Origin of the sequence: Paremcibacter congregatus (assembly GCF_006385135.1) — a bacterium.
In the GTDB taxonomy this organism is placed as follows: Bacteria; Pseudomonadota; Alphaproteobacteria; order Sphingomonadales; family Emcibacteraceae; genus Paremcibacter; species Paremcibacter congregatus.
Genome location: NZ_CP041025.1, coordinates 1,190,841 through 1,209,059 on the forward strand (window position 1 = coordinate 1,190,841; position 18,219 = coordinate 1,209,059).

The 18,219-nt window shown below is 54.6% G+C and carries 12 protein-coding genes, 2 tRNA genes and 1 pseudogene; 3 read left to right on the forward strand and 12 right to left on the reverse strand.

Annotated elements, in window-relative coordinates; genetic code table 11:
* Nucleotides 1-66: 66 nt before the first annotated feature.
* Together map and FIV45_RS05290 are read right to left on the reverse strand one after the other, a co-directional pair.
* Nucleotides 67-897 (reverse strand): type I methionyl aminopeptidase, encoded by an 831-nt coding sequence (gene map, locus FIV45_RS05285; protein ID WP_099471348.1) that lies wholly within the window; start codon nt 895-897, stop codon nt 67-69.
* A 3-nt stretch (nt 898-900) separates the two neighbouring features.
* Nucleotides 901-1,488, reverse strand: coding sequence for a TetR/AcrR family transcriptional regulator (locus FIV45_RS05290; RefSeq protein WP_099471349.1), 588 nt, complete (start codon nt 1,486-1,488; stop codon nt 901-903).
* A gap of 217 nt (nt 1,489-1,705) precedes the next feature.
* Between FIV45_RS05290 and FIV45_RS05295 the strand changes: the two genes are divergently transcribed.
* On the forward strand, nt 1,706-2,725 hold the full coding sequence (locus tag FIV45_RS05295) for an isoaspartyl peptidase/L-asparaginase family protein (RefSeq protein ID WP_412973718.1): 1,020 nt from the start codon (nt 1,706-1,708) through the stop codon (nt 2,723-2,725).
* A 119-nt stretch (nt 2,726-2,844) separates the two neighbouring features.
* Here the strand turns inward: FIV45_RS05295 and FIV45_RS05300 are convergent.
* From FIV45_RS05300 to FIV45_RS05325, 6 genes are all read right to left on the reverse strand, one after another.
* Nucleotides 2,845-2,921, reverse strand: a tRNA-Met gene (locus tag FIV45_RS05300).
* A gap of 55 nt (nt 2,922-2,976) precedes the next feature.
* Nucleotides 2,977-3,051 (reverse strand) — tRNA-Glu (locus FIV45_RS05305).
* A gap of 86 nt (nt 3,052-3,137) precedes the next feature.
* Nucleotides 3,138-4,940 carry a single-stranded-DNA-specific exonuclease RecJ gene (recJ, locus tag FIV45_RS05310; RefSeq protein WP_099471351.1) on the reverse strand — a complete coding sequence of 601 codons (1,803 nt, stop codon included), beginning with the start codon at nt 4,938-4,940 and terminating at the stop codon, nt 3,138-3,140.
* The gene (glpX, locus tag FIV45_RS05315; protein WP_099471352.1) at nt 4,933-5,907 is read right to left on the reverse strand and encodes a class II fructose-bisphosphatase; all 975 of its coding nucleotides are present in this window, start codon (nt 5,905-5,907) and stop codon (nt 4,933-4,935) included. Before glpX ends, recJ begins: the two co-directional genes overlap by 8 nt.
* Before the next feature lie 49 nt (nt 5,908-5,956).
* Nucleotides 5,957-7,249, reverse strand: coding sequence for a homoserine dehydrogenase (locus tag FIV45_RS05320; protein ID WP_099471353.1), 1,293 nt, complete (start codon nt 7,247-7,249; stop codon nt 5,957-5,959).
* A complete protein-coding gene (locus FIV45_RS05325; RefSeq protein ID WP_099471354.1) occupies nt 7,246-8,463 on the reverse strand; it encodes an LL-diaminopimelate aminotransferase in 1,218 nt (405 codons plus the stop codon). Before FIV45_RS05325 ends, FIV45_RS05320 begins: the two co-directional genes overlap by 4 nt.
* A 236-nt stretch (nt 8,464-8,699) precedes the next feature.
* Here FIV45_RS05325 and FIV45_RS05330 point away from each other — a divergent pair, with 236 nt between their 5' ends.
* Nucleotides 8,700-10,481, forward strand: a complete 1,782-nt coding sequence (locus FIV45_RS05330; protein WP_099471355.1) for a PHA/PHB synthase family protein — start codon at nt 8,700-8,702, stop codon at nt 10,479-10,481.
* On the opposite strand, the gene FIV45_RS05335 is transcribed toward FIV45_RS05330, so the two are convergent.
* From FIV45_RS05335 to FIV45_RS18580, 4 genes and pseudogenes are all read right to left on the reverse strand, one after another.
* Entirely contained in the window at nt 10,478-13,606 is a 3,129-nt protein-coding gene (locus FIV45_RS05335) for an efflux RND transporter permease subunit (protein ID WP_099471356.1), read from the reverse strand. The genes FIV45_RS05330 and FIV45_RS05335 overlap by 4 nt on opposite strands.
* A 96-nt stretch (nt 13,607-13,702) precedes the next feature.
* A pseudogene (locus tag FIV45_RS05340) lies at nt 13,703-14,914 on the reverse strand (efflux RND transporter periplasmic adaptor subunit); the annotation flags it as partial.
* Nucleotides 14,911-16,368 (reverse strand): TolC family protein, encoded by a 1,458-nt coding sequence (locus FIV45_RS05345; RefSeq protein ID WP_099471358.1) that lies wholly within the window; start codon nt 16,366-16,368, stop codon nt 14,911-14,913. The gene FIV45_RS05345 and the pseudogene FIV45_RS05340, both read right to left, overlap by 4 nt.
* Before the next feature lie 142 nt (nt 16,369-16,510).
* A complete protein-coding gene (locus tag FIV45_RS18580; protein ID WP_099471359.1) occupies nt 16,511-16,912 on the reverse strand; it encodes a hypothetical protein in 402 nt (133 codons plus the stop codon).
* A 110-nt stretch (nt 16,913-17,022) separates the two neighbouring features.
* Here FIV45_RS18580 and FIV45_RS05355 point away from each other — a divergent pair, with 110 nt between their 5' ends.
* Entirely contained in the window at nt 17,023-18,051 is a 1,029-nt protein-coding gene (locus FIV45_RS05355) for a zinc-dependent alcohol dehydrogenase family protein (protein ID WP_099471360.1), read from the forward strand.
* Nucleotides 18,052-18,219 lie beyond the last annotated feature (168 nt).

The window sequence follows — 18,219 nt, forward strand, 5'->3', positions numbered from 1 at the left end:
TGTCTCCTTTCTTCTTTTATCACCCCGGGCCTGATCCGGGAGCATCGTAATATCGCTAAAGGTGTGTCAGTTCACGTTACTTTCCGTAAACACCACTAATCCGTCTTCCGTAATGCCCACTGTATGTTCGAGTTGTGCGCTCAGGCTTCTGTCGCGGGTGACGGCGGTCCAGTTATCGCTCAGGACCTTGGTTTCCGGGCGGCCAATGTTCAGGATCGGTTCGATGGTGAAGATCATGCCGGGGCGCAACATTGGGCCTGGCTCCTCCGCCTCTGCATGGAGCACTTCCGGGTTGTCATGGAAGGTCAGCCCGATGCCATGGCCGCAGAATTCGGTGGCAATGCTGTAGCCATAGGCGCAGGCCACCTGTTCGCAGGCGATGCCAATGTCGTTGAGATAGTTTCCCGGCCGGGCGGCGGCCATGCCGGCGGCAAGCGCCTTCTCTGTGGCTTCCAGTAATCTGCGCGCTTTGATCGGGGCGGCTCCCCCGACCACAAACATTCGGCTGGTGTCCCCGTGCCAGTGATTTTCTTCCGGCCCGTCAAAGCGCGGGCTTACATCAATATTGACGATGTCGCCCTTTTTCAGGATCTTGCGGTCGCTGGGAATGCCATGCACCGCTACATGATTGACCGAGATGCAGCTTGCATGTTGATAGCCGTGATAGCCGACAGTGGCCGGCAGTGTGTCGCGGCTGATCATGTAAGCGTGGATCAGGCCATCCAGCGCCAGAGTAGAGATGCCGGGGACAACATGGGGCGTAATATGGTCAAGTGTTTCCGCCGCGATCCGGCCGATCTTGGCCATCTGGGCGAAATCGTCTTTCGTATGCAGGGTGATGGGGCCATGAGGGTAGCCTTCCAGGATTTCCTGACAACGCTGAGTGGGAAAATTCATATCTTACTCCAAAAGGTCAAGGGTCGTGCGGGCGCATGCTAGAGCCGCAGCGCGACAGGTATTAAGGGGCATGGCCGCCTTCTTCGCCCTGAGTAACGGTTTCATGGCGGCGATAGGGCCATCGAAAATGGCGAAATTGGCCAGCGCCAGATTGGCGGCAGACAGGGTCTTCTTCTTATGGGCGAGCAGGGCAGTCAATCCTGTGCCAAGATCCCGGTGCCGGGCGGCAATGGCCTTGTGAATTTCTTCCGGTAGCGGGCCGTCGATCAGGTCGCTTTCTTCATAAAGCAGAATGAGGCGAGCCTCCTTGGGATGGCTTTCGGCCCAGTCGAGCAAGGCGGTGACCGCGCCCTGACTGTCGCCCTGCAGGAGGGCAGGGGTTGTCGCCATTGTCAGGCTGTCGAGGGCCTGGTGCCACACGGTGCCGAGCAAGGCGTTGCGTGAGGGGAAGCGGTGGTAAATGGACCCTGTGGGCGCGCCGGCGCATTTGGCGATAGCGGCCATGGTTGTCGCCCCCGGTCCCCCGAGGGAAATCAACTCCAGGCTGGCCTGAATAAAAGTGTGGTCTTCAAATTCTGCTGTTCTAACCATGAATTAAAATAACTATTCTAGAACAAAGAGTCAAACATATTTAATTCTGTTTCGGGCAAGTAATAACTGCCGGCCTGGGGGGCCATTTTGCCGCTTCCAATCGTCATAAGATGGTGTAAACTGGCCGCGATATTAAATTGGGGCAATAAATAGGGAGAAAACTATGACATGTCGAGTGATCAAATCTTTACTGGCGGGGGCTTGTGCTGCCTTGCCGATGATGATGACATCCTTCAGTGTGGAGGCGCATGAAGTGGAGAAGAAAAATTATGTTCTGGTGATACACGGCGGGGCCGGCACCATTTTGAAAAAGAATATGACGGATGAGCGCGAAGCCGCGATCCGGGCCAAACTGGAAGAAGCCCTGCGCACCGGACAGGCGATTCTGGATCGGGGCGGAGAGGCCGTGGATGCGGTGGCGGCAACCATCAACGTGATGGAAGATTCGCCGCTGTTCAACGCCGGCAAGGGCGCTGTCTTCACTCATGAGGGCCGCAATGAAATGGATGCCTCGATTATGGATGGCCGTGACCTGAACGCCGGCGCGGTCGCCGGGGTGACCCATGTGCGCAATCCGATCAATCTGGCGCGGGAAGTGATGACCCATTCCAAACATGTCATGCTGGCGGGGGCCGGGGCGGAGGAATTCGCCAAGGCGCAGGATATCAAACTGGTGGATGCGTCTTACTTTTATACCGAGAACCGCTGGAAGCAGCTGGAACGGGCGCGGAAAAAAGACAAAACCATGCTTGATCACGACGGTGACCAGAAGTCGGATAAAATCGCGGAACTGGGCTACGATCCGGAAGACCCGGATCAGAAATTCGGTACTGTCGGCGCGGCGGCGCTGGATATGCATGGCAACCTGGCGGCGGGCACATCCACCGGCGGGATGACCAACAAGCGCTGGAACCGAATCGGGGATTCGCCAGTCATCGGCGCCGGGACTTACGCGGACAACAACAGCTGCGCCCTGTCCGCCACGGGGCACGGCGAATATTTCATCCGCGCAGCGGTTGCCCACAGCGTATGCGCCATGATGGAATACAAGGGCGTCAGCCTGCAGGAAGCCGCCGACGCGATTGTGATGAACAAGCTGGTCAAGATGGGCGGCGATGGCGGCATCATCGCAGTTGACAAGGACGGCAATATTTCGATGACCTTCAATACCGAGGGCATGTATCGCGGTTATATCAAGGGGCACGATGCGCCGGTGATCGGAATTTACAAAGACTAGCCGAAGAAAGTTAAAACCAGACCATTCAACAGACGGCAGGAGGGTTCTTCTGCCGTCCTGTTTATATGAACAGGCGAGCCGTATCCGAAGTCTGAGGGATATGGTAAAAGAGAGAAGTTTGGTAGCGGGAGAGGGACTTGAACCCCCGACACGCGGATTATGATTCCGCTGCTCTAACCAGCTGAGCTACCCCGCCACAGGGGGAAGTGGGTAACCGGAACAAGACTTTGTCATTTCTCTTTGAAAGAGAGTGGTGACCCCTACGGGAATCGAACCCGTGTTTCAGCCGTGAAAGGGCCGCGTCCTAACCGCTAGACGAAGGGGCCGTCTTGTTCGGTGAGGTGGTTTCTAAAGGTTCATTCCTCATCGGTCAACAGGTTTTTTCGCAAAAGTCTGTTTTTTTTCCAGGCCCCTAAACCTTTGCCGCATCATCAATGAAAATTTCCGCAGAAACCCTGTCGTTCCAGCTGTTTTTACGCAAGGTGCCGGCCACATGAATTTTCTGCCCGCGGGAGGATAAAATCAGCTGACCCAGGGGTTGGTCGGCTGCGCGAAACGCCATGGCCTTGATTTGGGCGCCATCATCGCCCTTGAGGGTGCATTTGACATGATCCTTGCCGACGACACCGGCATACTGGACAGTCACCCGGGGCAGGGCGAAGCGCGGCTGGGCATTGCCCTGACCATAGGGTCCCACCTGCGCTAATTGATCAATCAGGCGGGTGGTGACCCCGGAAACACTTAAAGACCCGTCCAGCTTCAGGGACAGGGTTTGCAGGGCGGTATCTACATCCCCCATCATACGCGTCAGCAGGAAGGCCTCCAGGTCGCCAATGCGGGCTTCTGGTACGCTAAGACCGGCGGCCATGGCATGTCCCCCTCCGGCGGTCAGGATTTCGGCCTGACGGGCGGCTGTGATCGCTGCGCCCAGATCGACCCCGTAAATAGACCGGCCGGAGCCTTTGCCCATGCCCTGGTCATCAATGCCGATCACGATGGTTGGACGTTGATAGAATTCTTTCAGGCGCCCGGCGACAATGCCGATGACACCGGAATGCCATCCCTGTCCCGTGGCGACAATCACGGGTGGAGCTTCGCCGCCGGCGCCGATACGGCCGGCCACCTGGGCCATGGCCTGTTCCAGAACCATTTGTTCAATGGCCTGACGTTCGGCGTTGTAGGTATGGAGTTCCTGAGCCAGCTGCTGAGCTTCATGATCGTCGTCGGTACTGAGGATCAGGGCGCCAACCGGGGCGCGTCCTACCCGTCCACCGGCATTGACCCGGGGGCCGATCAGAAAGCCGGCGTGATAGGTGCCCGGGGTTTCCTTGATACCGGCGACATCACCCAGCGCGCGAATCCCGGCATTGCTGCGCCCGGCCATCACTTTCAGGCCTTGGGTCACCAGAGCCCGATTGACCCCCGTCAGGGGTACGACATCGCAAATGGTGCCGAGCGCCACGAGGTCCAGCAGGCGCATCAGGTCGGGTTGAGGGACGTTCTGCGCATCATACCAGCCTTTTTGGCGCAGCAGCCGGTTGATGCCGATGGCAAAGATAAAACTGACGCCGACAGCCGCCATCTGACCGTAACCTTCCGGTTCATCCAGGCGGTTGGGGTTGACCACGGCCACCGCATCGGGCAAACGGGGTTCCGCCTGATGGTGATCCATGACGATCACATCAAGTCCGGCTTTACGGGCGGCGGCCAAAGGATCAAAAGATACAATGCCGCAATCAACCGTAATCACCAGGTCCACGCCCTGATCACGCAGGTCCAGAAGGGCCTTGGCGTTGGGGCCATATCCTTCTGTGATTCGGTCGGGAATATAAACGATCAGGTCTTGGCCTATGGCGGTGAAAAAACGCTTCAAAACCGCTGATGATGTAGCCCCGTCCACATCATAATCGCCAAAGACAGCGATCTTCTGACCGGCTTCGATGGCCGTTACCACGCGGGCGCAGGCCTTGTCCATGTCTTTGAAATGTGAGGGGTCAGGCAATGCCTGACGCAGGGTGGGGGTGAGGAATTCGGCGGCCTGATCCAGGTCGATGCCCCGCCCGGCCACCACACGGGCGACGATTTCCGGCAAGTCATACTGTTGGGCGATGGCTTGTGTAATGCGGTATTCGGCGGGCCTTTGTTTCCAGGCCCGCCCGGTTACCGATGTTTCAACATCAAGAAGATAATCTTCCTGTGGTGTTGTTTCAGTCATTGCTGTTGCGTTTGTGCTGGCCTTTGACCCAGCGAATGGTGCCAGTTTTGGACCGCATGACAACAGATTCTGTTTCATAGCCACTGCCGTCCGGCGTCAGGTGAACACCGCGCAACAGATAGCCATCCGTGACCCCGGAAGCCGCGAAGATGACATCGCCGCTTGCCATGTCTTCTGTAGAATACTTCCGGTCGAGATCCTCAATGCCCCATTTGGCTGCACGGGCGCGTTCATCATCATTGCGGAACGTCAGGCGGCCCTGGATCTGGCCTCCGAGACAGCGCAAGGCAGCGGCGGCAAGAACGCCTTCCGGCGCGCCCCCGGAACCGATGTAAAGGTCGACGCTGGTGGCGGGGTTGGTGGTGTCGATGACACCGGCAACGTCCCCGTCACCGATGAGTTTTACCCGGGCGCCGGCGGCGCGGATTTCGGTAATCAGGGCTGCATGGCGCGGGCGGTCCAGGACACACACGAGAATGTCGCTGACGGAACGGCCTTTGGCTTCGGCCACGGCGCGGATATTCTCTGTCGGTGTTCTGTCGAGATCGACAACACCCAATGGCAGGCCAGGGCCAACCGCAATCTTGTCCATATAAACGTCAGGGGCGTTCAGCATTTCGCCTTCTTCGGACAAGGCGATTACCGCCAGGGAGTTTTGCATGGATTTGGCGGCGATGGTGGTGCCTTCCAAAGGATCAAGCGCAATATCAACTTTTGGTCCTTTGCCGGAACCGACTTCTTCACCGATAAACAACATCGGGGCTTCATCCCGTTCGCCTTCACCGATTACAACCCGTCCCTGAATATCCATTTTATTCAGGGCAGTACGCATGGCATCAACCGCTGCGGCGTCGGCGGCTTTCTCATCGCCCATGCCGACCAGCTTGGCGGCGGAAACCGCTGCGGCCTCTGTTACACGCACGAGATCCATTACCAGCAAACGATCCATATTTGAGTCAAAGGACATTCATTTTTTCCTTGTGTATTTTTGTAAAAATAAAATCTGTTGGTTCTTTCTACAAATTCTCGATGCGGATTGCCAGTGCTTTATCAATAACTGTAGATAATCCGTCAATTTGCTTTAACGCTGCTGTAACCTTCTTTTCCTGAGTTTCGTGGGTTACCATGACGATATAGACGCTGCCGTCCTGCTCACTGCCTTTTTGCAGCATAACCTGCAGGGACACATCCTGGTCACGCAATGTTGCGGTGACATCGGCAATCACGCCGGGCTGTTCCTGGACATGCAGACGGATGTAGTAAGAACCGATGCGATCCGAAATGTCGATCGGAGGGACATCCTGCATCAGATGTTGCGGAACGAAGAAGGCAGACCCGTTATGACCACGGGCGACATCAATAATATCGGCAACGACAGCAGAGGCGGTCGGCCCTTCACCGGCGCCGCGGCCTTCATAAAATGTCCGGTCAATGTAATCGCCCTGAACCACGACGGCGTTAAAGCCATTGTCTACATGGGCGATCGGGGCGGAGCGGGGCACCATACAGGGGTGAACCCGCTGTTCCAGGCCCTGTTCAGACAGGCGGGAAATCCCCAGAAGCTTAATCCGGTAGCCGAGTTCCTTGGCATATTCAATGTCGAGCAGCTTGATCCGGCGAATGCCTTCCATATAAACATTTTCAAAGTTGGTTTTGACGCCAAATGCCACGCTGCTGAGAATGGCCAGTTTATGGCCGGCGTCGATACCGTCGAGATCAAGGGATGGATCGGCTTCGAGATACCCAAGCAGTTTGGTTTCTTCCAGGATCTCTCCATAATCCTTGCCGGTGGCTTCCATTTGGGTCAGCATATAATTGGTTGTGCCGTTAAGAATGCCATGTACTTCGGTCAGCTTGTTGGCGGCGAGGCCTTCGCCGATGGATTTAATGATCGGAATACCCCCGGCGACGGCGGCTTCAAAACGCAGGGCCACGCCATTATTCTGGGCGATCTCGGCGAGTTCTGCACCGTGGTGGGCGATGAGAGCCTTGTTGGCGGTGACGAATGATTTGCCTTGCTCCAGAGACTGTTGCGCCAGTTCCTTGGCGACACCGTCAGACCCACCGATCACCTCGACGACGAGATCCACATCATCCCGTTCGGCAAAATCAAGGGCGTTGTCGGCCCAGTCATAAGCGGTTATATCAATGCCCCGGTCCCGGCTGCGATTGCTGGCGGAAACGGCGACCACCTCAATGGCACGTCCGGCGCGGGCAGCAATCATATCGTTATGTTGCTCGATAATCTTGATCACACCGACACCGACAGTTCCTAATCCGGCGATGGCTATTTTCAGGGGCTTACTCACTTGTCTACTCCATTCTTGAGGTCTTCGATGATCTTCGGACTATCGATCATAAATTTCTTGATGTTGCGTACGGCTTGCCGGATGCGCTGTTCATTCTCCACCAGGGCGATGCGGACATATCCTTCGCCATATTCGCCGAATCCCTCGCCGGGCGAGACCGCCACATGGGCATGTTTCAGCAATTGTTTGGTAAATTCCATTGAGCCCAGGTCGCGCCAGAGTTCCGGCACCCGTGTCCAGGCGAACATGGTGGCCTCTGGTGAGGGAACATTCCAACCGGCCTCGGCCAGTCCCTTGATCAGCACATCGCGGCGGGATTTATAGACCCCGCGGGCATAATCAATATAGTCCTGAGGGCCATTGAGCGCCGCGGTCGCAGCCACCTGGATCGGGGTGAAGGCGCCGTAGTCCACATAAGACTTCATCCGGGTCAGTGCTGCAATGAGATCCTTGTTGCCGACGGCAAAGCCCATGCGCCAGCCAGCCATGGAATAGGTTTTGCTGAGTGATGTGAACTCAATCGCCACGTCCTTGGCCCCTGGCACCTCCAGAATGGAAGGTGGTGGGGTGTCGTTAAAATATATCTCGGCATAGGCAAGATCCGACAGAATGTATATTTCATGTTTGCGGGCAAAATTTACAATGTCTTTGTAAAATTCCAGGTCCACGACCTCCGCGGTCGGGTTGGAGGGAAAGTTAATCACAATCGCCAACGGTTTCGGGATCGAGTGTTTGACGGCATTCTCCAGTCCGCTCATAAATTCGCTGGCGGTGGCCACGGGAATATGACGGATTGTGGCGCCAGCGATGATAAACCCGAAATGATGGATGGGGTAGCTGGGGTTCGGCACCAGAATGACATCGCCGGGCGCGGTGATGGCCTGGGCGAGATTGGCCAGGCCTTCCTTGGACCCTAGGGTGACAATACTTTCGGTTTCCGGATCGATATCGACATTGAAACGCCGGTCGTAATAGGCGCTGAGCGCCTTGCGCAGGCCGGGAATCCCGCGGGAGGCGGAATAGCGATGTACTTTCGGATTTTTCAGGGTCTCGGTCAGTTTGTCCATTACATGCTGTGGCGGGGAGAGGTCCGGATTTCCCATACCGAAATCAATGATATCCGCCCCGGCCGCGCGCTCCCGCGCTTTCATCGCATTGACTTCTGCGAATACGTAAGGGGGTAATCTCTTGATGCGGTAAAAATCCTTTTCCATGTCTTCCTCGTGATGCAATTATGGCTCTATATACTGATGATGCGCGTGTCATTTGTGGCGAAATGACGCAAGACGATAAGCCTTGAAACGCATGGGGATCATTATGTAGCAGCAAACCATGACAAAAGAAATTGCCTTTTACGTGAATCTCGTAAAAAAACTATCATATTTACAAGCCGCTCTGGTCGTACTAGTGTTTTACAAATAAGCAGAAATGTTGGCCATGGAGAACAGGTATGAGTGAAGATAAATCGGATCTGGATCAGTTTTCGGAAAATTTACGGGAAATGACCGCCGAATTTCACAAAATGGCCCACGATTTTTTCGAAGCTCAAAACGACCAGAAATCTGACCTGGAGTCAGATCCGATGCATATTGGCGAAACCCTGATTGAGCTTTCAAAATATTATACGGCGCACCCGGAAAAGCTGATCGAAAAGCAGATGACTTTGTGGCAGGACTATATGACCTTGTGGCAGAACGCATCCCGAAAAATGCTGGGCGATACCGATGTGGAACCGGCCATCACACCCGCCGCCGATGACCGGCGCTTTACGGATCAGGAATGGCAGGAAAACCAGACTTTCGATTTCATCAAACAATCTTACCTGCTGACGGCGCGTTGGCTCAATGATGCGGTCGATGAAATCCACCCGGTTAGCGGTCATGAAAAAGACAAGTTGAAATTCTTCACCCGTCAGTTTATCGAGGCGATGTCGCCGACCAATTTTGCTCTGACCAATCCGGAAGTCTTGCGGGAAACGGTGGAGAGCAAAGGGCAGAACCTGATCAAGGGGTTTGAGAATGTTCTGCGGGATTATGATGCGGAGACAGGAAAATTCACTGTCAGCATGACGGATAATATGAAATTCGAACCCGGCCGCAATGTCGCCGCCACGCCGGGTAAGGTGTTATACCGCAATGAATTGATCGAATTGATCCAATATACCCCGACGACCGAGAAACAGTATAAAAAGCCGCTGCTGATCGTGCCGCCGTGGATTAATAAGTTTTATATTCTTGACCTGCGGCCCCAGAACTCACTGGTCAAATGGCTGACCGACAAGGGCTATAGTGTTTTTATCATTTCCTGGCGTAATCCGGATGCTTCGATGGCGGATCTGGATATGAGTGATTATATGCGTCTTGGCACACTGAGCGCCATTGATCAGGTGAAGCAGGCCACGGGCGAGAAGCAGATCAATACTGTGGGCTATTGCATTGGCGGGACGATGTTAAGCTGCACTTTGGCGCATCTGGCGGCGAAAGATGACCTCGGTCAGATTGGCTGCTCGACCTTTCTTGTGACCCAGACCGATTTTAGTGAGGCCGGGGAACTGACCATCTTTGTCGATGAAAAACAGCTTGCCGATATGGAACAGATGATGGCCCGGGACGGATTCCTGGACGGCCGGACCATGTCGAATACGTTTAATATGCTGCGGGCCAATGATCTGATCTGGTCTTTTGTGATAAATAATTACATGAAGGGCAAGGACCCGTTCCCCTTTGACCTGCTTTATTGGAATGGAGACAATACCCGTCTGACACGGGCCTGCCACAGCCAGTATCTGCAGGAAATGTATCTCAACAACAATCTGGTCAAACCCAATACGGTGGTCATGAACGGCACGCCTCTGGACCTGACCAAGGTGGATATTCCGACCTATATCCAGGCGGCGGAAACCGATCATATTTGTCCGTGGAAGTCGGTCTATAAAAATACCTGGAGCTTTTCCGGACCTAAAAAATTTATGCTGGCCGGGTCGGGGCATATTGCCGGCGTGGTCAATCCGCCAAGCGCCAAGAAGTATAATCACTGGCAGAATGAGGACGTCCCCCATGACCCGGAAGACTGGCTGGCGGGCGCCACAAGCCATGTGGGCTCCTGGTGGGAAGACTGGCACAAATGGCTGCGGTCTAAGTCCGGCGCCAAGGTGGCTGCGCGTATTCCCGGGGACGGTCCTCTTGATGTGATAGAGGATGCCCCCGGAAGTTATGTCAAGGTGCGGTACTAGCCCTTATCTTTCAGGTCGGATTTCCGCCAGAGGTAGTAAACGGCGGGCACCACCAGCAAGGTCAGCAAAACGGCGCTGACCATGCCGCCGACCATAGGCGCGGCGATACGACTCATCACTTCTGACCCGGTGCCCGTACCATAAAGAATGGGCAGCAAGCCGACAATAATCGCGGCCGCTGTCATCATCACCGGCCTGACCCGCATGCCGGCTCCCTGAAGGACGGCCTCGGCAAGTGTTTCCGCCCGGGGCGGGATACCCTGTTCGTCACAGTCCTGCCGCATCTTCCGATAGGCCTGGTTGAGATATACCAGCATTATGACGCCGATTTCCACCGCCACCCCGGCGAGGGCGATAAAACCAACCCCGACCGCGACAGAGAAATTATATCCCTGCAGATACATTAACCAGATGCTGCCGACCATTGCCAGGGGCAGGGTGCCCATGATAATCGCAACCTCTACAAAATTGCGGAAGTTGACATAGAGCAGGATTATGATGATCGCCAGGGTCAAGGGAACGACATAGGTGAGTTTTTCCTTGGCGCGGAGCATATATTCATACTGTCCTGACCAGGTGATTGAATAGCCAGCCGGCAGGTCGAGTTGTTGCTGGACAATTACCTGGGCGTCTTCTACGTAACTGCCAAGGTCCATGTCTTCAATATCAATGAACGTCCAGCCATTGAGACGGGCATTCTCGCTCTTGATGCCTGGGGGACCATCTTCAATCTTGATCTCGGCGACATCGGCAAGTGAAATCCGCAAACCCCCGGGCGTGACAATGGGCAGCCGCGCCAGTTGTTCCGGCGAATTGCGGTAATCCTGCGGATAGCGGATATTCACAGGATAACGTTCCAGTCCTTCGACAGTCTGGGTGACGTTCATGCCGCCGATAGCGGAGGCGACGACCTGTTGGACACCGGCAATGTTCAGGCCATAACGCGCGGCCTTTTCCCGATTGATATCAACTTTGATATAACGCCCGCCGGCGACCCGCTCGGAATAGACAGAAGCCGTGCCGGGAACATCTTTCAGGATGGTTTCCAGCTGTTGACCGATTTTCTGGATTTCTCCCAGGTCGGGGCCGGCAATCTTGATTCCGACCGGTGTTTTGATGCCGGTGGCCAGCATGTCAATCCGCGTTTTGATCGGCATGACCCAGGCATTGGTGACCCCCGGCAGCTTGACCAGACTATCCAGTTCCTTTTTCAAGGTTTCCGTCGTTACGCCGGGGCGCCATTCTGACCGGGGTTTCAGGTGAATGAAACTTTCGATCATGGTCAGGGGGGCGGGGTCGGTCGCCGTTTCCGCCCGGCCAACCTTGCCAAGCACGGTTTTGACTTCCGGAACGGTGCGGATCAGCTTGTCGGTTTGTTGTAGCAATTCCCGGGCCTTGCCGATGGAAATGCCGGGGTAGGTTGTTGGCATATACATCAGATCCCCTTCATCCAGAGGCGGAATAAATTCGCTGCCAATCCTGTCCAGCGGCCAGAGACCGATAATGAAAATCACAAGAGCGCCGAGAAGCGTCGCCTTGGGAAATTGCAGTACTTTACGCAATATCGGCATATAGCTGGCGGTCAGAACCCGGTTGATGGGGTTTTTATGCTCTGGCATGACGTGTCCGCGGATGAAATAGCCCATCAATACCGGCACCAATGTAATGGCCAGGGCCGCCGAGGCCGCCATGGCGTAGGTTTTGGTAAAGGCAAGGGGGGAGAACATACGCCCTTCCTGGGCCTCCAGGGTAAATACAGGAACAAAACTGACGGTAATGATCAACAGGCTGAAAAATAGCGCCGGGCCGACTTCGCTGGCAGAATCGGCGACGACTTTCCAGCGGTTTTCCTTGGTCAGAGGCGTGCGTTCCATATGTTTGTGCATGTTTTCAATCATGACAATCGCCCCGTCGATCATGGCGCCAATGGCGATCGCGATGCCACCAAGCGACATGATATTGGCGTTCAGGCCTTGCATGTGCATGATGATGAACGCGGTCAGAATGCCGACAGGCAAGCTGAAGATTGCGACCAGAGACGAGCGAATATGGAACAGGAAGATCATGCAGACCAGCGCGACCACGCCGAATTCTTCCAGCAGTTTGATCCACAGGTTTTTCACCGCCCGTTCGATAAGACCGCTGCGGTCATACACGGTGACGACTTCGACACCTTCCGGCAAGCCTTGCTTCAGTTTTTCAAGTTTGGCTTTGACGCCTTCAATGGTTTTCTGGGCATTTTCGCCAAACCGCATCACAATAATGCCGCCAACGGTTTCCCCTTTGCCGTTCAGCTCGGCGATGCCGCGGCGCATTTGTGGCCCGATGTTAATGTCGGCAATATCTTTCAGGAGAAGCGGCGTACCTTTTGGATTAACCCCCAGAGGAATATTTCCGATATCGGTCTTGTTTTGCAAATAGCCGGTGGCGCGCACCATATATTCTGCTTCCGCCATTTCAATGACGGAGGCGCCAATTTCCTGATTTCCTTGCTGTATCGCGGTCTGGATCAGGGACAAGGGAATGCCGAAGGCCCGCAGTTTGTCGGGATGGACCTTGACCTGATATTGCTTGACCATCCCGCCGAGCGCGGCGACTTCGGATACGCCAGGCACAGTTTGAAGTTCATATTTGAGGAACCAGTCCTGTAAACTGCGCAACTGGCTGATGTCGTGTTTGCCGCTTTTATCGATCAGGGCGTAAAGATAAACCCACCCGACACCGGTGGCATCAGGGCCCAGTTGAGGCCGGGCGTCTACCGGCAGGGACGGGGCGACCTGGCTGAGATATTCCAGCACCCGGCTGCGCGCCCAGTAGAGATCTGTTTTTTCATCGAAAATGACATAGACATAGGAATCACCGAAGAAGGAGTATCCACGTACGGTAACTGCGCCGGGAACTGACAACATGGCGGTGGTCAGGGGATAGGTCACCTGGTCTTCGACCACCTGGGGGGCCTGCCCGGCATATGAGGTTTTAATAATCACCTGAACATCCGACAGGTCGGGGAGAGCATCAACAGGTGTATTCTTCAGGGAGAATAGTCCCGTGCCGACTAAAATCAGGGTCGCGAGCAGCACAAAAAAACGGTTGCCGACGGACCAGCGTATAATAGATTCAATCATCTGATCTGTCCCTTACATGGTGTGATTGCTGTGATCCATGGTGTCATGGTTCATCGGGGTTGAAGGGGCTGTATCATTCATATCCGCCGGGGGGGCCATACGTTTGAAATCGGATGTCTTGCTGCTTTCGGAATCAAGCAGGAACTGGGCCGAGGTAACAACTTTATCCCCCATGTTCAGGCCGGACAAAATTTCGACATTTTGCGGATCAAATCGTCCTGTCCTGACCTCGATGGATTTAAAGCGCCCCTCACCAAGCGCGAGAACAACACGGTCGGAATTTCCGGTACGGATCAGGGCTTCTTTCGGCACGACTAGTGTATGCTGTTCGCTTTCCGCATGAATCACCACCTGGGCAAACATGTTGGGTTTGAGGTGATGGTCTTTATTGTCAAAACGCAGCCGCACTTTCACGGTCCGAGTTGTTTCATCCAGAGTAGGATAGATATAATCCACCTGACCCTGCCAGTCCTGCCCGGGCAGAAAGTCCAGGGTCATGGTCACCGGCAGACCTTTGGTGATCAGGAACGCTTCCCGTTCAAAGACTTCCGCTTCGACCCAGACCTGGTCGAGAATGCCGATTGACATTATCGTGGTGCCGGGGCTGACAAAGAAGCCTTCCCGAATGTTCAGATTATCGATCACGCCATCTTGCGGGGCAAAAATGGTTATGGTTTGGCTCACCTTCCTTGTTTTTTTAAGGGTATGGATGGTGGCATCCGGCACCCGCAGGGATTTCAGTCTGTCTGCCGCGGCTGTCACAAGTCGTGTGTTGTTGCGGCTCAGCGCCATGATCAATTCTTCCTGGGCATTGACCAGTTCCGGGGCGTAGATGTCATAAAGCGGCTCTCCCGCCTTGACCGGATCACCGGCCGCCTTGATATAAAGCTTCTCAATCCATCCTTCGACGCGTGGGTGAACATGCACCAGTTGGTCCTCGTCATATTGCACGTAGCCCACGGTTTTGATCTCGCTGTGCAGGGCCGCATGTGTGGCGACCACGGTACGCACCCCGAGATTATTCACCACGGCGGGAGAAATTTCTACGGTCCCGGCGCCGCCATCGGCAGCAGAAACACCATCAGGATAAACAGGGATGAGATCCATACCCATGGGAGATTTCCCCGGTTTGTCTCTTTTGTAATTTGGGTCCATTGGCGCGACCCAGTAAAGGGGTTTGTTTTCATGTTTCTGCGCGCCTTGGTCGGGCGTCGCTGGCCCCGTCAGGTTTGAAATTCCGGCGGTCAAGACGGCGCCGGTAAAAATGCCGACGGCGAGGAAAGTGAGGTTGCGTTTTTTTTGTGTCATTGGAATTCTCCTGAGCGGGAGGTGCCGGTGACGATGTCACGGGCTTGGCTCATAAAAAAATAATTCAGCTGCAAAATGGTTTTCTGGCGTTCGACATCGATGCTCATGGCGTCAATTTCTGCATCCATTTCTGCAATCCGGGCGCGGACGGCTTCGGCAAAATCGCCGTCGTCATTGGTATAGGCTGTCAGGGCGGCCTCCGCCTGTTCATGAATTTGCGGCAACAGTTGAGCGTTGTAGAGCTTCTGGCGTTGATTTAACCTCATAAGCTGGGTTTTTGCTGTTGCGAAAGAGGCGGTCAGTTTGCGCAGCATTTGCCATTTTTCTGTTTTAACAGCGGATGTTTTCGAAATTTCGGACTGGACCTGTTTGTCCTGACGGTTGGCGGTGAACAGAGGAATACTCATGGTCACCCCAAGAGAAAAAAGATCGGATCTCTTGATCCCCATGGCATCATTGGCGCGATATCCGTATCCGGCGCGCAGCGCCCATTCAGGCTTGTATTTTTGTCGCGCGAGTTCAACACCCGTCTGGCTTTCCTTAAGTTTTTGGTCAATCGCCTGCAAGGTCGGGTGACGTGCAAGCAGCTGATGCAGGGTCTGGGTATTTATATATCTGTCATCCTGATAAAATTCAGGGTGCAACAGCATCAGGTCGGGGATTTGAGTCGTCAGCATCAGAGGGGCTTGCCGGGTCACGTCCGGATAATTATTCTCATTTCCGGTCAACCATTCCGAAAGCTGGTGTTGGAACAGTTCCTGACGCTGATGCAGGACAGTCAGCCGGTCTTCCAGTCGGGTCAGTTCCAGCTGGGCCCGGATGACGTCCTGTTGCCGGCTTTTTCCCAATGCCGCGGCATAACTGGTTTCGGTTACGGTGATTAATTGTTCAAACAGGGCGCGGTTCTTCTCAATGATGGCAATGCTTTCCTGTGCCTGATAGGCATTTAGCCATAATTGCCCAACCGTCACGGCAACCTTGGCCTTGCGGTCTTCCCGCAGAAAGGGGTGCTGGCTGCTCTGCAGTTCCAGCTGGCGTTTGCGCAGGGCCCGGCTGTCACCAGGGGGGAAGGCCTGTGTCAGGCCGAGCTTGACCTGTGTCATGGCTTCCTGACCAAAATTAAAGCTGTTGGTCGGAAGGTTGGCGACATCAAAGGATAATTTGGGGTCGGGAAGCGCGCCCGCGGCGATACTCATGGACTCAATGGCCTCCTGGGTGTGGCGGTTGCCTGTTAGCCAGGGATCATTCTGATGGGCGGACTCAATGGCGGTTTCAATACTGACGCGTCCGGAAGGCGGGCGCTGTTCGCCGATGGTGGGGGCGGTTCCTGCGGACAGGGTCAGCAGGGTCAGGATAAGAGTGCATGTCAGGTGATGTCCTGATTTCTTTGTGACCCCATGTGGATACAGGGAAAGCACGGCTTTCCTGAAAGTGGGGCGGTCGGATAAAATCATGTGTTGCTCCTTTTTTGAGCAGGTAGAATAGAATAACTTATTGATCTTAGAGACAGAAGTTTTGCTGAATTATCACTCAACAAAGTTCTGTAAAATCTGAATGAGGTGTGCTGCTCCGGGTGATAGGCGCACCTGTCCTGTCTTATCCAAAAATTGGAGGGCGGTATAAGGTTTTGGGGAAATTTCTGACGATAGAAAAAGATCGGACCCGATATTGTTGCAAGGGGGGCGCATCAAGGTCGTTTTCAGGGGTGGTGGTCAGTAAGGCAGACGAAAGATCGCCGACCGGGCAGACACAATCCTGATCACAGCAAGAGGATAGATCGGAATGTTCCGCGGGGATGGCCACTGGAACAGGACAGGAGGCGTCCTGGTTCATATTGTCCATGCATGGCGCATCAGTGTTAAGGTTTGATTTTGCAGCACTGATATTATGATGTGTGCTGTTCATTGGGCAGGAAAGGGCGGATGCTGAGACTGTCTGGCCCGTAAAAACCAGAAGCATCATCAAAAGCGCCAGAATATTAGCTTTGCTGCGTAACACTTATAATATCCAATTCCATATTTCATATCTGTATTACAGATAACTGTTAAAAATTCAATAGGATTTCCAAACAGCTTTATTATTGTGGCAAAATTTATCATAATAGAGATATGCGGGCGATGATCCTGAAATCTGTTACGTCGTTTGATAATAACCAGACGCCGCTTGACCTGGTGGACTGGCCTGACCCTGTGCCTGCTGCGGGAGAAATCCTGATCCGCGTTGCCGTCTGTGGGGTCTGTCATACGGAACTGGACGAGATCGAGGGGCGCAGCCCGCCCCCGCGCCTGCCGGTGATCCCCGGTCATCAGGTGGTCGGGCATGTTGAGGCTCTGGGGCCGGGCGTGACAATGTACAAGGTTGGCGATCGGGTCGGGGTGGCTTGGATTTTCTCCGCCTGCGGCGTGTGCCGGTTCTGCCGGCGGGGGCAGGAAAATCTCTGTCCCGGGTTTCAGGCTACCGGCCGAGATGCGCATGGCGGTTACGCTGAACGTATGGTGGCGCCCGCCGAATATGTATACGCTATCCCAAAAGTTTTCACAGACGCCGAGGCGGCTCCCCTGTTATGTGCCGGGGCCATTGGATATCGGTCTCTGTGTCTGGCGGGGCTTGAAAAGGGGGATAACGTCGGACTCACCGGCTTTGGTGCATCGGCGCATCTTGTGTTGCAGATGCTTCATCATCAATTTCCCGAGATGAAAATATTCGTTTTCGCCCGCAAGGCCGAGGAACGCGCTTTCGCCCGGAGCCTGGGCGCATATTGGGTCGGGACCACCATTGATGTCGCCCCCGACCCCTTACAGGCCATTATTGACACAACGCCGGCCTGGACGCCAATTCTGGGCGCGTTGCAGAATCTGGATTCTGGCGGGCGGCTGGTGATCAACGCCATCCGGAAGGAAGAGCGGGACAAGTCGGTTCTGTTGAGCCTGAATTACCCTGCGCATCTGTGGATGGAAAAGGAAATCAGGAGCGTGGCCAATATCACCCGCCAGGATGTGAGCGCGTTTTTAGATCTTGCTGCGGCCATTCCTTTGCACCCTGAAATTCAGGAATATGATCTGGAAAAGGCCAATGAGGCTCTCTTCGATATGAAAACCAAGCATATCAAAGGGGCAAAGGTATTACGTGTGAGCTAACGGGTGGGGGATCACCTGCGGCACATGGTCAAACATGCGGATTGTTTTTTTGCACGTAGTCCTTGTAATATGGTATTTGTTAAATATTATAGCATCTTAGGCCCATTCCTTCCGTCGGGGTGGTCAAAAGAAGGACAATGTCGCGCTATGGCAAGCACATCGAAACCC

What these genes read in the sequence shown, in the direction of transcription:
- recJ (WP_099471351.1), bottom strand. Translation starts at nt 4,940, where the DNA reads ATGACTGAAACAACACCACAGGAAGATTATCTTCTTGATGTTGAAACA.
- glpX (WP_099471352.1), bottom strand. Translation starts at nt 5,907, where the DNA reads ATGTCCTTTGACTCAAATATGGATCGTTTGCTGGTAATGGATCTCGTG.
- FIV45_RS05330 (WP_099471355.1), top strand. Translation starts at nt 8,700, where the DNA reads ATGAGTGAAGATAAATCGGATCTGGATCAGTTTTCGGAAAATTTACGG.
- map (WP_099471348.1), bottom strand. Translation starts at nt 897, where the DNA reads ATGAATTTTCCCACTCAGCGTTGTCAGGAAATCCTGGAAGGCTACCCT.
- FIV45_RS05325 (WP_099471354.1), bottom strand. Translation starts at nt 8,463, where the DNA reads ATGGAAAAGGATTTTTACCGCATCAAGAGATTACCCCCTTACGTATTC.
- FIV45_RS05345 (WP_099471358.1), bottom strand. Translation starts at nt 16,368, where the DNA reads ATGATTTTATCCGACCGCCCCACTTTCAGGAAAGCCGTGCTTTCCCTG.
- FIV45_RS05290 (WP_099471349.1), bottom strand. Translation starts at nt 1,488, where the DNA reads ATGGTTAGAACAGCAGAATTTGAAGACCACACTTTTATTCAGGCCAGC.
- FIV45_RS05335 (WP_099471356.1), bottom strand. Translation starts at nt 13,606, where the DNA reads ATGATTGAATCTATTATACGCTGGTCCGTCGGCAACCGTTTTTTTGTG.
- FIV45_RS05295 (WP_412973718.1), top strand. Translation starts at nt 1,706, where the DNA reads ATGATGATGACATCCTTCAGTGTGGAGGCGCATGAAGTGGAGAAGAAA.
- FIV45_RS05355 (WP_099471360.1), top strand. Translation starts at nt 17,023, where the DNA reads ATGCGGGCGATGATCCTGAAATCTGTTACGTCGTTTGATAATAACCAG.